12 protein-coding genes (1 of these 12 cut by a window edge) are annotated in these 13,741 nt (G+C 37.2%); 3 read left to right on the top strand and 9 right to left on the bottom strand.

Going from position 1 to position 13,741, the window contains the following annotated elements; all coding sequences use genetic code 11:
• Window positions 1-141: 141 nt before the first annotated feature.
• The 3 genes from FHG67_RS08940 (at window position 142) to FHG67_RS08955 (ending at window position 4,393) form a co-directional block, all read left to right on the top strand.
• Window positions 142-1,821, top strand: coding sequence for a glycoside hydrolase family 13 protein (locus FHG67_RS08940; RefSeq protein WP_142499743.1), 1,680 nt, complete (start codon window positions 142-144; stop codon window positions 1,819-1,821).
• Between the two features lie 659 nt (window positions 1,822-2,480).
• Window positions 2,481-2,942 (top strand): hypothetical protein, encoded by a 462-nt coding sequence (locus FHG67_RS08945; RefSeq protein WP_085985854.1) that lies wholly within the window; start codon window positions 2,481-2,483, stop codon window positions 2,940-2,942.
• Window positions 2,943-3,946: 1,004 nt separating this feature from the next.
• Window positions 3,947-4,393, top strand: coding sequence for a helix-turn-helix domain-containing protein (locus tag FHG67_RS08955; protein WP_002631158.1), 447 nt, complete (start codon window positions 3,947-3,949; stop codon window positions 4,391-4,393).
• A gap of 899 nt (window positions 4,394-5,292) precedes the next feature.
• On the opposite strand, the gene FHG67_RS08960 is transcribed toward FHG67_RS08955, so the two are convergent.
• The 9 genes from FHG67_RS08960 to FHG67_RS09015 form a co-directional block, all read right to left on the bottom strand.
• Entirely contained in the window at window positions 5,293-6,174 is an 882-nt protein-coding gene (locus FHG67_RS08960) for a hypothetical protein (protein ID WP_004497657.1), read from the bottom strand.
• 16 nt (window positions 6,175-6,190) lie between these two features.
• The gene (locus FHG67_RS08965; RefSeq protein WP_004499059.1) at window positions 6,191-6,931 is read right to left on the bottom strand and encodes a hypothetical protein; all 741 of its coding nucleotides are present in this window, start codon (window positions 6,929-6,931) and stop codon (window positions 6,191-6,193) included.
• Complete coding sequence (locus tag FHG67_RS08970) at window positions 6,928-7,257, bottom strand: hypothetical protein (RefSeq protein WP_002629915.1); 330 nt, start codon at window positions 7,255-7,257, stop codon at window positions 6,928-6,930. Before FHG67_RS08970 ends, FHG67_RS08965 begins: the two co-directional genes overlap by 4 nt.
• Entirely contained in the window at window positions 7,254-7,595 is a 342-nt protein-coding gene (locus FHG67_RS08975) for a hypothetical protein (protein WP_002629914.1), read from the bottom strand. The genes FHG67_RS08970 and FHG67_RS08975 overlap by 4 nt, the downstream gene beginning before the upstream one ends.
• 1,476 nt (window positions 7,596-9,071) lie before the next feature.
• On the bottom strand, window positions 9,072-9,413 hold the full coding sequence (locus FHG67_RS08985; protein ID WP_004497660.1) for a TRL domain-containing protein: 342 nt from the start codon (window positions 9,411-9,413) through the stop codon (window positions 9,072-9,074).
• A gap of 5 nt (window positions 9,414-9,418) precedes the next feature.
• Window positions 9,419-9,742: a TRL-like family protein gene (locus FHG67_RS08990; protein WP_004497626.1), complete on the bottom strand. Its 324-nt coding sequence runs from the start codon at window positions 9,740-9,742 to the stop codon at window positions 9,419-9,421.
• A gap of 240 nt (window positions 9,743-9,982) precedes the next feature.
• Complete coding sequence (locus FHG67_RS08995; RefSeq protein ID WP_004497572.1) at window positions 9,983-10,813, bottom strand: hypothetical protein; 831 nt, start codon at window positions 10,811-10,813, stop codon at window positions 9,983-9,985.
• Window positions 10,803-11,291, bottom strand: a complete 489-nt coding sequence (locus FHG67_RS09000) for a hypothetical protein (RefSeq protein WP_004497577.1) — start codon at window positions 11,289-11,291, stop codon at window positions 10,803-10,805. The genes FHG67_RS08995 and FHG67_RS09000 overlap by 11 nt, the downstream gene beginning before the upstream one ends.
• 2,147 nt (window positions 11,292-13,438) lie before the next feature.
• Window positions 13,439-13,741, bottom strand: the 3' end of a protein-coding gene (locus FHG67_RS09015; protein ID WP_004499078.1) for a tetratricopeptide repeat protein. It continues 915 nt past the right edge of the window; the window shows 303 of its 1,218 coding nt (coding positions 916-1,218); the start codon falls outside the window, past its right edge — the gene reads right to left on this strand; the stop codon is at window positions 13,439-13,441.

Consider the following 13,741-nt stretch of genomic DNA (forward strand, 5'->3'; position numbering starts at 1 on the left):
ATAAACTTTTGTAAAAATCGAAACGGAATTCAGGATGGGGTTTGAATACTACAAATCCATATCTTATGTCGAAGCGAATCCGGTTTGTAAGGATTGACAATCTTCATTCCAATATTTTAGATTCCATAAAGCCGAAGAGACATGACCGCGAAAAAAACAATTCCAAAAAAAAACTCCTCCCATCCAATCGATAAGTGGTGGCAAAAGACCACGATTTATCAGATTTATCCCCGTTCCTTTGCGGATAGCAATCAAGACGGGATCGGAGACATTCCGGGCATCATTTCGAAGCTGGATTATCTTTATGATCTTGGGTTTGAAACCATCTGGGTATCCCCTTTATATAAAAGTCCTCAGATGGATCACGGTTATGACGTTAGCGACTATTATTCGATCGCTCCCGAATACGGAACCATTAAAGATGCAGAAAAACTAATAAAAGAAATCCATAAACGCGGAATGAAAATCATTTTTGATATGGTGATGAACCACACTTCTATCGAACACGATTGGTTTCGACAGTCCCGTTCTAACCGCGATAATCCTAAAAGGGATTGGTATATCTGGAGAGACGGAAAAGGAAAGAATAAACCTCCCAATAATTGGAGCTCGTTCGTTACTCCCAAAGCTTGGCATTACGATCCCAATACCGATCAATGGTATCTTGCGAGCTTTTTAGAGTTTCAACCGGATTTGAATTATTACAATCCCGAAGTCAAAAAGGCGATGTTTGACGTTTTGCGTTTTTGGCTTAAGAAAGGAGTGGACGGTTTTCGTTTGGATATTTTTCACGCGATCTATAAAGATAGACACTTTCGGGACAATCCGTTTCGATTTAAATACATAGTTTCGGAAAACGATCACGACGGTTATTTTCAGAGTAGGGTTCATACGGTAAATCATCCGGATAACTTCGTATTTGCAAAAGAACTAAGGACCGTTTTGGACGAGTTCGACGGAGATCGTTTTGCGGTCGGAGAAGTTGCCGGAGACGATCATATCATCAAACGCTACTTAGGCGAAAAAAAAGATGGTTTGAATCTCATCTTTTTGTTCGAAACTCTGTTGTTAAAGTTCAAAATGAATTTTTTTAAGGGAATCATCAGAAAGATGGAAGAAGTGTATCCGTATCCGAGTATCCCCACATACGTTTTCGGGAATCACGATCAAAGACGTTATATGATGAAGATCAATAACAATCTTGAAAAAGGAAAATTGGTCGCCTTGTTTCAATTTACCGCAAGGGGGGTTCCGGTCACTTACTACGGGGAAGAGATCGGCATGACCAACGAGACGATTAAGTTGACGGAAGCTCAGGATCCCCTCGCGAGAATTTATCGTTGGTTGGGCGATTCGTTTTCCGAGCTGTTGGGACTTGCGGATGTTATCATTCGGGATAGGGCAAGATCTCCTATGCAATGGGACGATACTCCGAATGCGGGTTTTACGAGTAAGAAGGCAATTCCTTGGATTCGAGTTCATGGAAATTATCGGGAAAGAAACGTTTTGATCGAATCGGAGGATAGGGACTCTCTTTTGAATACGTATAGGAATGTTCTCCGTCTTCGAAATAAAAGCCGAGCCTTAAAGGAAGGATCTTTGAGATTGATCGAAGAAAACGTTCCGAAAGATATTCTGGTTTATTTGAGAGAATTTGAAAAAGAACGTAAATTGGTCGTTTTTAATTTCGGGAAAAAGGTCAGATTATTTTCTAATCCAACGGATTGCGGAAAATATTTCTTTTCCACCGTTCCTTTTGAGCGCAACGAATTTGAACAATTCAAGATGCCGCCTTGTTCTGGAATTATATTAGGGAATTGATATATTTAAATAAATTAATTTTATATTTTATCCGCTACCGATCCCTATAAAATAGAATACCGCTCATTTGAGCGCAAATCCCGCGTTTCGAGGCAGAATTTTGGACACTCTATTATATGGAGATGAGTGAGAGACATCATTGTTCATGGACAATCTATCGGAATTGTTTTTGTTTCCCGGGTTTCTTGAAAACACTTCTTTAAATTACAATCATTTGCTGTAAGGCCGCTTTCGTTCGCCTTGGGTAAAATGGCAATTTTAGGTTTGGGGTTGTGTTCGACTCGACATTCGTATTATCGCGAAACGAGAAAGTGGTAAGTGAGACGGGCAACTATTGATTCGGTACCGTAAATTTTGGCGCAGACCGTTTTTTAGATACTGTTTGTAACAACTCGGTAAGAAGAGAAATAAGAGTCGGGATTTTTCTTTTTCAATTTTAGAAGATTTTTTACCGCGAAAAATAATTTTCCAAAAGCGGTAGAATAAAAAGGGAATATGTTTGCGGATTCGCACACGTTCGACTTAAACTTTTATCGATTTAAAAACTATATTCTTGCTTTAAAATCAAATATTTTGATCGAATATAATCGATATTCGTTTCAATTTATGGAGAAATAGATTTGGCAATTCTAACCTTCCCTTCTGAAATGGGAATTGCAATGAACATAGAACTTACTCGAAAACAATACGAAGCCCTTCTTAAATCTTTGGCGATCACTCGCTTTTTATACCATTCCATTCTGGATGAAGAGGAACCTGCTACGGATAGATTGGATTCGTACGATGCCTTCGAGGACATGGAGCAACAAGTTTTATCTTATGCAAAGGCTCTGGAAGTTTCCCATTTGGTAGCCTATGATAACGAGGAAGAATTTCATTATCTTACCAGAGAGTTCGAAGAAAAGACGGACATTTCCGATCTTATTACCGAATATCAGGACAGTATTTTTTGGGATGAACTCATTCAGAGACTTGCGGTAAGGGATTTTATAAGAACTTACAGCGAATCTGAAATTAAAGGAATGGCAATTGAGGAAAGGATTGAGAAAGAGGCTCCTTTCATTTCAAAGTATGAGGAGATTTTCACAGAGTCTGGAATCGAAACCTTAGAGATCAAGTAATATAAGGATTTTTGTAAGACTACTTGTCGAAAAGATTATAAACTGTGATTCTATGGTCGAATTTGCGAGACGCAAAATCATTTTTCCGATTTCTTTTTCGAAGCTGAATGGATTTACTTCAGAATTTATTTTTTATTGTGTATGAAAATCGTCTAGAAAAATATCGACTTCGATTTACAGCGCGTCCCCAATCCCGCGGAGCTGCCGTTCTGTGCTGAGTTCTATCGAGCGATTCTTAGAGAAGGACGGCACTTGAATTTTCTACTTTATCAGAAAGATCAAGCTGCAAGGTTCTGTCCCAAAATTGGGACAGAACCTTATACTGAGTTTCTTTTTGGTGAAGGTTTGATTTTATGTGGAACTGGCATTTTTAATATAATTTTTCTTTTTTATCGCCAAACTCACGTTAGGCCGGAATTTACAGATATCGGTAAGAGATCGAATTTTTATTTGGTAAGAATTCCGTTTGAGAAAATCGAAGCGAATGATTAAAAAAATTTTGAAATTCTTTATCATAAAATTCAGCTTACGACATTATAAGCTGTTTTTTGAGATATTCTGGATACTTTCCACTGCAATATTTGGTTCATTCTCTAAAGAGTACTAACCAGAAAGGAATACTCTAAAAAAACATTTCAATTTTAGTTATTGATCCTATAAAATAGAATACCGTTAATTTGATCACAAATCCCGCGTTTAGACGCGGAATTTAACACCCTATTATTTAGGAATGAATAGTAGACTTGGACTTTTCTTAGTTGCGTTGTCGGAAAATAAAATAATCAAATTCATACTTCGGGGAATTGAACAAATATAGATTTTACAATTTATGTTAATTGGATATGACTCGAAGACTTAATATTTATTTATAAATTCTGCAAAAAACTTATATTTCCGTTCATTAAATCCATTTTTAAGGTTGTAATAAAAAGGGTATAAGTTAGATATTTTAGTAAATTTATAAAAAGGGATCTCTAATTCAAAATTGAATTAACGTAGAATATATGGCAAATAAAATTATTACAATTCCTTTGACAAATATAGACTTTTCTTCGCCTGGAAAACGGCTTCGTTATGCGGTCAAAAACATATTAGCGATGAATGATGAAGACTTTGCTACCTCGATAGGTAAATCTCAAAACTATATCAGTTACATTTGCAATGATAAACGCCCTTTGTTGGATAAACTTGCGGCAGATATAGAAAAAGCGCATGGTATTTCGGGTCTTTGGTTAATTAAAGGGCAGGGAAGTCCTGAAGTAAACTCATCTCTTAACGAAAATTCCGGAACCGTCAAAAAAATGAAAAAGCGTGATTATCTATGGAATAAAATCTCAAATGATAAAGCGGAAGATACGTTAATTTCATTTTATGATGAAATTCCACTCGAAACTCGTAGTCTTATTTATCAAATGATTGTCGCTGTTTCTAAAAATAATCGATCTACTTAAAATATTCTTCGAGTTTTTAAGACAAAAATGGATTGGTAAAATTCAAATATGCGTCGTTCGGATAGTTTTTTTGCGCTAGTTGGCAAGTTATAATTTTGCATTTAAAACTTCTTTTTATAGATTTCGTTTTTCTTCTTCGAGTTTTTTTGAATCTATATTCTAATGAGATTCAATTTTTCAAATATTCTCACAAAAACTTTTGGGGATAATTCCTGCGGTATGATTACCTATCTTTGAGATAGATTTCAGGGAACGAGACAATTTGTCTGAGTCTATCTTACGAGTAATTAAAACTTCCACCAAACGATTTGCGGTTAGGTAATTGATTGAAAAGACTTAAAATGACGTGAGTTCGGCGTAGATTACGCCCAATGTTTTTTGCAAATAACCGCGGAAACTCCCCATGTTTCAGGGACGACATTACAATTGCATAATCTCATTCTAACTTTTGTCGTTCAAAGGCAGTAGTTTCCGCGGATTACGTCTCTTGACGGTTTTAAACGATTTTTTGCAGCTGCTTTGATTGATGAAAGTCGAGATAGTGATAGCGCTTTTGATTTTATGAGAATTTTCGTATTTGAGACAGACTCTGATTTTTTTTACGTAAAACTCACGTTATTTAAGGTGAGTTCGGCCTAAGAAAGTTTGGGCGAATAAGAAACTAAAGTGCAACGACTCCCTATGAGTCGTCGTCGCAGCTCGCGAATTTCATAGATAAAATGGCTCGCGCCCGCGCTTTAACTCAATGTTGCTGCCTATGGTCGCAACAATTCCTTCGGAATTTCCACTACAATCGCTTTCGCATTTTGTTATACCGAACTCAAGTTATTTAAAAAGTAATCCTAAGAATCAAAGTAGGATCGCGTGAATTTGAATCGGGAGCGTAACAATAGAAGTTTTTATTTTGCCATTTCTTCCGCGAGCTTACACTCGGGAATCTCCTGCTTTTCGACTTTTTTCTCTTTTCTGTAGCCGACGATATGACCTGGAATCGAAGCCGTCAGACCGATCAGTTTACCTGTGGAACTTAAAATCGGTCCCGCCGAGTACGTCGCATAAGCGGGATATAACGTTCTATAGGCTATCAATTCGTTTTTCAGATCGCATTTGTGTCTTAGATATCCCAGAGCATCTTCCGAGGCTCGCGCCTCGGCATACAATGGACCGAAAATCGGAACCGAATAGGTAAGGCTATAAAAAGATCTGTGTTTTCTGAGTGCGAAGTCTTTTGCGTGCCCGCCCTCGTGAAGAACAACCGATGGAATATCGCTATAGAGGTTGATCGTATTTGAATATGGATTGTAGTGATCGCCAGTAATGAGTCCTGCGAAAAGTCTTCCTGGAATAATAACTCCAAATAACCAATTGATGATTCCAAAAGTGTATTTTAGAATCGGATGAACGTTATCCGCTCTCCAAAGCTGCACAAGGTCGTCTATCGGGGCATATTGATTAAAGCGGACTTTTACATCTTGAAGATTGTTTTCATTGATATAATCCCTTAGGTAATTCTTCGTTTCTTCGGATAAACGATGGTTGCTCATTTTCTTGTTCCAGAGAATCAGTTTGGATAAGACCCCGAAAATATTTCCTAAAAAGTCCAGAAGCCAATACGGTTTTCCTTCTTCAAATTGAGGGTTTTCTTCATTGAAATAGTTTTGGTTTGGATAATACGGTTTTGCATATATGTATTTTTTCTCTACGGAATAGGTGCATCCGATCGAAAGGAATAGCGATCCAAGAAGAAGAAAAGCGCTCAAGAACTTTAAGGTCGAATTCATAAACTTAAAAAATATCCTAGTGATTTCTGAGAGAAACTGGTTTAGAAGATTGTTTTAAAGTAATTTTTAGCTTTTCAGAAAATTCTAATAGAGCCGTTTTCCCGAGTTGATTGAGTTGATCCTCTCGATTCCCCCGGAACCCTAAATAGGGTAAATAGATCAACCATCCCAGAACCGTAGCCGTGGCCAAAGTAAAATGACAATCGGTCACGTTCGAAGTGATAGAATCCGCGTATTGAAAATCTAGGACGTTTTCTTTTTTTGTGAGATTTACGATCTCAATATTTAGTTTTACTTCCGTTTCGCTTCCGAAAAAACAATGGTCTATCGTTTTGAGCTCGAAATCTTTGATATGAATTTTATATTTTTGATCAGTTTTATAATCGTTTCTGTTTCGATCCAATTCCCTCGCAATCACGGTTCCTACGGAACCGTATTCGTTTTCCAATTTTTCGGGCGCAAGAAAGAAAAGGGACGGTTTTCGAATTGCGAACGTTTCATTCTTGAGTGTCGGGGATTCGAGGATTTCAAAATTAAAATTCGGATTCGGAACCGCGAGGTGCGGGATTGTGTCTAAGTTGCCGACGTCATGCGCGATTCCTCCTTTTCGGGGAATGTAGACTCGGATCGCTATACAACTTATGAAGGAAAGAAGAAACAAGGGGATAATAAAAAGATGGAGCGGGCTTTTCGATAAGAGCAAGCATATTTTTGTATTTTGAATATTATAAAAGATTAATTTTTTACGTTTTTTCATTCATCATCCCCTTTGGTGACCATGGCTGTAATTGTCGTACAGTATCCCGTTCCGATAAAGCCGTAATACCAGGATTCTTGAAGTGTGATCTGGGAAAGGATCCCACCTTTTGCTTGTTTGACGATTTTTGAATATGCGTTTACAAAACGGTCGTTAATTCCGATCGGAACGAACATGAGTAAAAGAAATCCGCATTCTTTTGCGTAGGCCGGATAGGTGATAAGGTTGGAACTTGGTTTTCTATTTTTATCTTCCGGTATGATGAGCGGTTGGGAAAAACAGGAAAACGTGAACAGTAAAATGATTCCGACAATCTTTAGATTCATCGAACGGCATCCCCTGAAATTGTCATACATTGAGTGATTCCCACGATTGCCCAAAACCAAGTTTCTTCGATCGTAATATTTTTAATCGCTTTCGTTCCCGGGATCTGTTGAATCGCGTCGGAATACGCCCTTTCTATTTTAGAATTTTGTTGAATCGGAATGAAATAATACCAAGGTATAAGAACGCCTAAAAATCCACAGGCGGTCCCCTTGACCCTTCCGAGTATTTTTTCCTCTCCGGAAAGAGCGGGCTGAATGGAGATATGACCAGAGGAACAGGTTGCGACAAAGAAGCACAGATATAAGTAGGCAAGTAAAACGATAGAACGAGATTTCATGGAAATTACTTGTATTTGAATCCTGTTTATTATGCGGAATGTGGTAAAGTATTTTTCGTTATAAAAAGAAAGGAATTGCCCGATTTTGAAGTATGTGCGGGTTATCAACTTTAAAATTGATAATTCGGTTAACGTTTTTCGAAAGTGTTCTTATATCCCAAAAGGATTTTAACTTGGGCGCATGAATAGAATACTATGATAAACTTATTTCGAAAGTTAGAATGTTGGAATATTTCTATAAAAAACCGAAAATTACCGATTTGGCTTAATTTTTGAGAACCGCCGCACTTTTGCAAATCGACCGTTTATTGTTTGAGTATCATTTTTATGCGGTAACTCGGATAAAATAGAGTTGTCGAAAAATTCCATAATGGAGCTAAAAAAACTGCTCAATCGCTCATTTCAATGAAACGGAAACAGAAGGAAAATTAATTTTTCAACAACTCTAATTTTAAAAATTATTTTAGTTCTGTTTAAAAAATAAAAGTTTTATTTGAAAATTAATAAAAGTAATTGAGTAAATTATAATAAATAACGTGAGTTCGGTCGTAAGAAATTCATGGTTCATTTTTATGTAGGAAATTGGAATTTGAACTTTGTAAATCTATTCTTAAAATGTGGAAACTACAACAAATCGCGATTTTACGAGCAAATTCTAAAAGTAGGGACCCTACTTTTAGAAAATTCTTTCTCATTTTCTTACGCCAAGTTCATGTTCAATTATGGGCCTCAAATTGGAGAGTTTGGGTAACCAGAACCGTTCAGGTTGTAGCTTATACCGGCGCTAACGCAGGTTTCGTTTGGTATCAAAAAAGACAACTTGGCGGGCATGCTGAATTCAACGCAGAAATTGTAATTAGTCCGGTTGGCGCTTCCGCAATTGAGGATTCTAAAATCGGAATGGAAGGAATCGAATCTACCTGACGATAATGTCTTGTAAAAGAGTGTTTGAATATGTTTCATATTTAAAATATTATAAAACTTGAATGCTTAATTTCGGTTTGCGACAAAAGAAGAGCTCGCATCCGATGTTTTCGGGATTGTCGATCGTGGTTTTACTCATCTCTGTATAATAGAGTGCCTAAAATTCTGCCTCTAAACGTAGGGACTACCTCAGATGAACGGTACTCTATTTTATAGGGATTAGTAAAGGAACAAACGAATTGATATAAAGGCAGCAAAATTTGCTTCGCTCGTTTTTTATAAATCGCTCAACTAGCTTGATAGATCCAAAACTTAACCGTGTTATGGATAGAAGAAAGTATTTTTTAGGCTCATCAAGAACTAAAAAATATGAATTGTCGCAGAATGCGAACGAATTGAGAGAGGAATCAGTTGAAAGAATTTTTTTGAATGTAGAAAAGAATAAAAGATGAAAACATTGAATATGATTTCCACTCTGGGCAAGATGCATATTCAATGTTTGATAGAATTTGTTTTTTAGAGAATTAAGAAACTACTTTTACGTTGTTCTTTTTATTCTCCGTAAACCACGACGCATTCTTTTGAGAAAATGGGTCCTAAAATTCCGAAAGTGTTTTTGTCTACAACCGCGACCTTTGTGATTTGGCCGTCTTTCATCGCTTCTGCAATGCTTCCTTCTCCGCCGGAATAATAACCCCAAAGTAGAATAATCGAGTAATTGTTACAAGACTTTCCACTCTTTAAGATTTTTGCATCCGTAGGACCACCGGTTGGATTTCCGGATACGTGATAATTGGAAGAATTGAAAATCGCCGCTGGAAAAATACTCGTCGCACAGTTGGATACAACGAACGCCGCGAGAGAGATTACGATCAGACTGATGAATTTTTTCATTTTAGTTACTCCCCACTTACGATGGTGCAATAGTTGCTATAAACAAGTCCTAGAACGGAAACAATAGAATGGTCTATGGTCGCGATTCTAGAAATTTTATTGTCGAGTGCGATTTGGCCTGCAGCAGCATTTCCCCAAGTAACTAAGTAGAGAATGTTATGCGCACAACCTTCCGCTTTTTTAACAGTAGAGATGTTGTTGGAAGGATTGATTTCCCCTGGAAATGTAATATTCGTTACAACAAGACCTTGTTGAGGACCAGTGGCACAATTCGATAAAAATACCGAAAAGCTGAGTGCGATTAAAGTCAGGATGATGATTTTTTTCATAAGATCCTTTTTCCTAGCAATTCTTCTCTGTATGAATAGGGAAAAAATATTTTCGATCGAAACAATTTAGAGTTGGAAAGCCTAACCTCTCGCCACTTAAAATGTGGGAACTCCTATGTTTTTAAGCGAACTCAGTGTCTGTTTCTATTGGCGCTCGACAGGTTTTGGGACAAATTCTAAATAAAAAACCCTGCCGAAATCGACAGGGTTTTAATAAAAAGAAAAATAAGAATTAGATTCTTATTTTTTCTTACCTTTTACAGGAGGGGCTACATCAAAAGTCGGAATAGACTTCACGTCGTCTTCGACGAAATCCAAGTAACCGTTCTGCTTCAGTTCCTCAACGTCTTCAGCTGATAAATCGAGATCATCTAAAACCAGATTCGCATCGGTCAATATTTGTCCGAAGGTTTCTGCGTCGAAGCGATACATTATCTTATCTGATGTGAAGTAATAATCTTTTTCGCCTTGAGAAATAGAGAGAGGAGTATCAGTTACTGACATTTGTTTTTTCGTTGTACCAGCTTTCAGTAAATAATAACGACGAGCCATCACTACTCTGTTTCGGTAATCAAGATTGTTCGATTTTCGCTCAATCTGACTTATTGAACCCAATAATGTATCATCCGCAATTATGAAATAAAAAAGATTTAAAGGTGTTAATAATAAATCTCCATATATTCTTAACGCGAGTTTTCCATTAGATTCTTCATAGTCTTCAGTGTTTAAAGACTGTTCGGCCGGATCAAGTTGGAGCGCTGAAATTTTTCTATTAAATTCCTTTTCACTTGATCTAAAAGTTCCAAACAGTGTTTCACCTTGAAATGCAAAATAAAAGATGTTGAATGGGAAAAGAAGTAAATCAGAACAAATCCTAATTGGATTTTTTGATATCACTTCACTTTCTCCGAACTTCTCGGAATCGACGTAATCGTTTTTAGCATCCTGGATTACATAATAACTACCAGCACTGTATTGATAGTCATTTATGCCCTTTCCAGCAGAGCCTGCAGAAGAGCAGTTAATCATTGCAAAAAGAGTAATGATTAAAATGAAGATATTAACCTTCATTGATAGAGATAGCTTTACCGATTACGTTTACAGTGCATTTTTCTTCATTATAGAAAAGTGGAAAATTAAAATCTTCACACTTTGTTTTAAAACGTGGTTGAAGAATTGCATCGGCGCCATCTAATTTTTCTAAAGCATTGTAAATTGCCTGGTCTTTTGCATAATCAAGTGGGCTTGTAGGAGTAGGGAAAACTGAATACCCTGAAATGGAGCCACTGTCTTTTTTCGCAGTAAGACCTGGAGTACCAAAGTTATAGGTTACAAATGGATAGAGTGGGAGTAAATATCTAGTTCTTGTATAGGTAGCTTCACCTTTTACACTTCCGATTACTTTGTAATCCTTTCTATTCAAAGCACGAATGTCTAAGAAAGAACTCAGTTTTGCCCCAGCAATACCGTTTGTACCGTAAGTGCTTGTACAGTTATTCATAGAAATCATCAGGCCCACCGTTAGAGCCAAAATAGTTAATTTTTTCATTAAAGTCCTCTTACTTAAGTAATTTTTGAGAACGTAAAATTTTGGTCTTGTTTATGTCAATGAAATCGCGAAATAAATAAAAAAATATTCTCTTTGTATTCCTATTTAAAAATAAAGAAGGCATATTGCGTTTTAGAAATATTGATTCTAACGATTTCGTAATAATCGAAAAAAATGATAAGCGAATTAAGCGTTTTTAAAAACGCATTAGGTTGGAAATTATGAAAGATTATACTTGATAATACTCAAGGTAATCTTTAAAAACCTGCATTTTTCTCCTGGATTCCTTGTTAATTGTTCTCGAACGTTCCTCACAACTAGATCTTGAGTAACATCCGGCGGTGCCCAAACTAATGATAATGATGCTTTTGTAAATAGAGAATCACTAGTATAAAATAAATTTTAAAATTTTTTAGCAAGAAAGTGCCTTTTGAAAGGTTTTCATTGATCCCTATAAAATAGAATACCGTTGTTCATTTGAACACAAATCCCGCGTTTAGACGCAGATTTTTGGGCACTTTGTTATGTAGAGATCAGTAATACAAAGCAAAACAGTAAAAAATAGAACTTCTAAAAAGTTCACAAGTGGCGTTAGGTTTCCTTTGGACCGAGTTGTATTTGAGGATGGAAGTTTGGGTAAAAGTAGAATTCCGATAAAGACAAATGGATTCCATTTAGCCCTTTTTCGGATTTTCTGAAATTAATGAAGCTTTGTTCAACTTAGAGCATGTTCAAAACTTCAGAATGTAGGAACTTCAACGGGATTTTAACAACAATAGAATCGGTTCGAAAACCGATAAATAGCCAAAGGGACGTAATCTGTGGGAATTTCTTCGTTTTGTGAAAAATTTGTGATGATGTTTCTATCTAAGTTTTGGGACAAGTTTTTAGGAATTAAAGTATTCTAAATTTATAATTTAGGAATTATCTAAAAATTTTCAGATTCTTTTTATCTTAATTCATTTCCGAATTTTTAAAACTTTTGAGGCAAGTTCTTATTTTTCTCTTTACTGGACTACTTTGAAAGGAAATGAAAAATCTGTATCGACGAAAGAACGTTTCAAATCGAATTTTAAAACCTAATCTAACGTGAGCTCGATATAACAAATGCGAAAGCGATTGAAGATGAAAACTCAGCAAAATAACTCCCTATGGGTCGTGTTTTAAGATCGACAAATTGGAATGGCAAAAGAATTACGTTTTTCAGATGATTCTTCAATTTGTCGATCAGAGTAGAAACTGTGGTCCGGCCAAAACTAAAGCGACACTGTTCTCTATCATAAACGTTACCCACAAATTAAGAAGGCTTTCGGGGTAATACACTCGGACGCATGAATAAAATACTATGATAAACTATTTCGAAAATTAGAATCTTCCTTTAAAAAGTCGGGATTTCCCGATTTGGCTTAATTTTTGAGAACCGCCGCACTTTTGCAAATCGACCGTTTATTGTTTGAGTATCATTTTCACGCGGCCGAGTAGTAAAAATTAAAAACTGATATTTTTCAAGTGTTCCGACGTGTTAGTGATTAGGGGTTAGATTTTAGTGGATAGAACTTTATATATAATAAAACGCAAGTGTTCAGACAAGAATCCTATTTTTTACTTGCAAAAAGCATGATTTTCTGATAGAGAAAAACCACCGGAGTTTTCCCGCCTATTTCGCGCCCCGTAGGGAGCGAAATAGCCAGCGAACAGCGGAGCGTCGTGAGCGGCTCTCAACGAAGTTGAGAAAGAAAGCGCCCCGTAGGGAGCGAAATAGCCAGCGAACAGCGGAGCGTCGTGAGCGGCTCTCAACGAAGTTGAGAAAGAAAGCGCCCCGTAGGGAGCGAAATAGCCAGCGAACAGCGGAGCGTCGTGAGCGGCTCTCAACGAAGTTGAGAAAGAAAGCGCCCCGTAGGGAGCGAAATAGTCAGCGAACAGTGGAGCGTCGTGAGCGGCTCTCAACGAAGTTGAGAAAGCGAACAGTGGAGCGTCGTGAGCGGCTCTCAACGAAGTTGAGAAAGAAAGCGCCCCGTAGGGAGCGAAATAGTCAGCGAACAGTGGAGCGTCGTGAGCGGCTCTCAACGAAGTTGAGAAAGAAAGCGCCCCGTAGGGAGCGAAATAGAGTTTATTCGCCCAATTTTCTCCGCGAACTCACGTTCATATTATCTTTCAGATAAAAAAGAGGATTCTTCCGAGTCGTATGCAAATGGGGAAACGATTTTAGAAAGGTCTTCTTCCTCTTTTTGTTTTCGGATCTTTGCAAAGTGGGACTTCCATTCTTCCGCTTTGAAGTCGGAGTCCTGAGTAGGGTTCCTCTGGAGGTAAAAAAGGGAAAAGATTAAAAGCTCCCGGTTATATCCGGTTTGTTTGAGTTTTGCATCTAGGAATTCTTGGTTGATTTTGCGTTCGCTTTCTACAATTTCCTGGAGGATTTCAATTGCCTGAACATCAGTGACCGATCCTTG

It is taken from the genome of Leptospira weilii (assembly GCF_006874765.1).
GTDB classification, from domain to species: domain Bacteria; phylum Spirochaetota; class Leptospiria; order Leptospirales; family Leptospiraceae; genus Leptospira; species Leptospira weilii.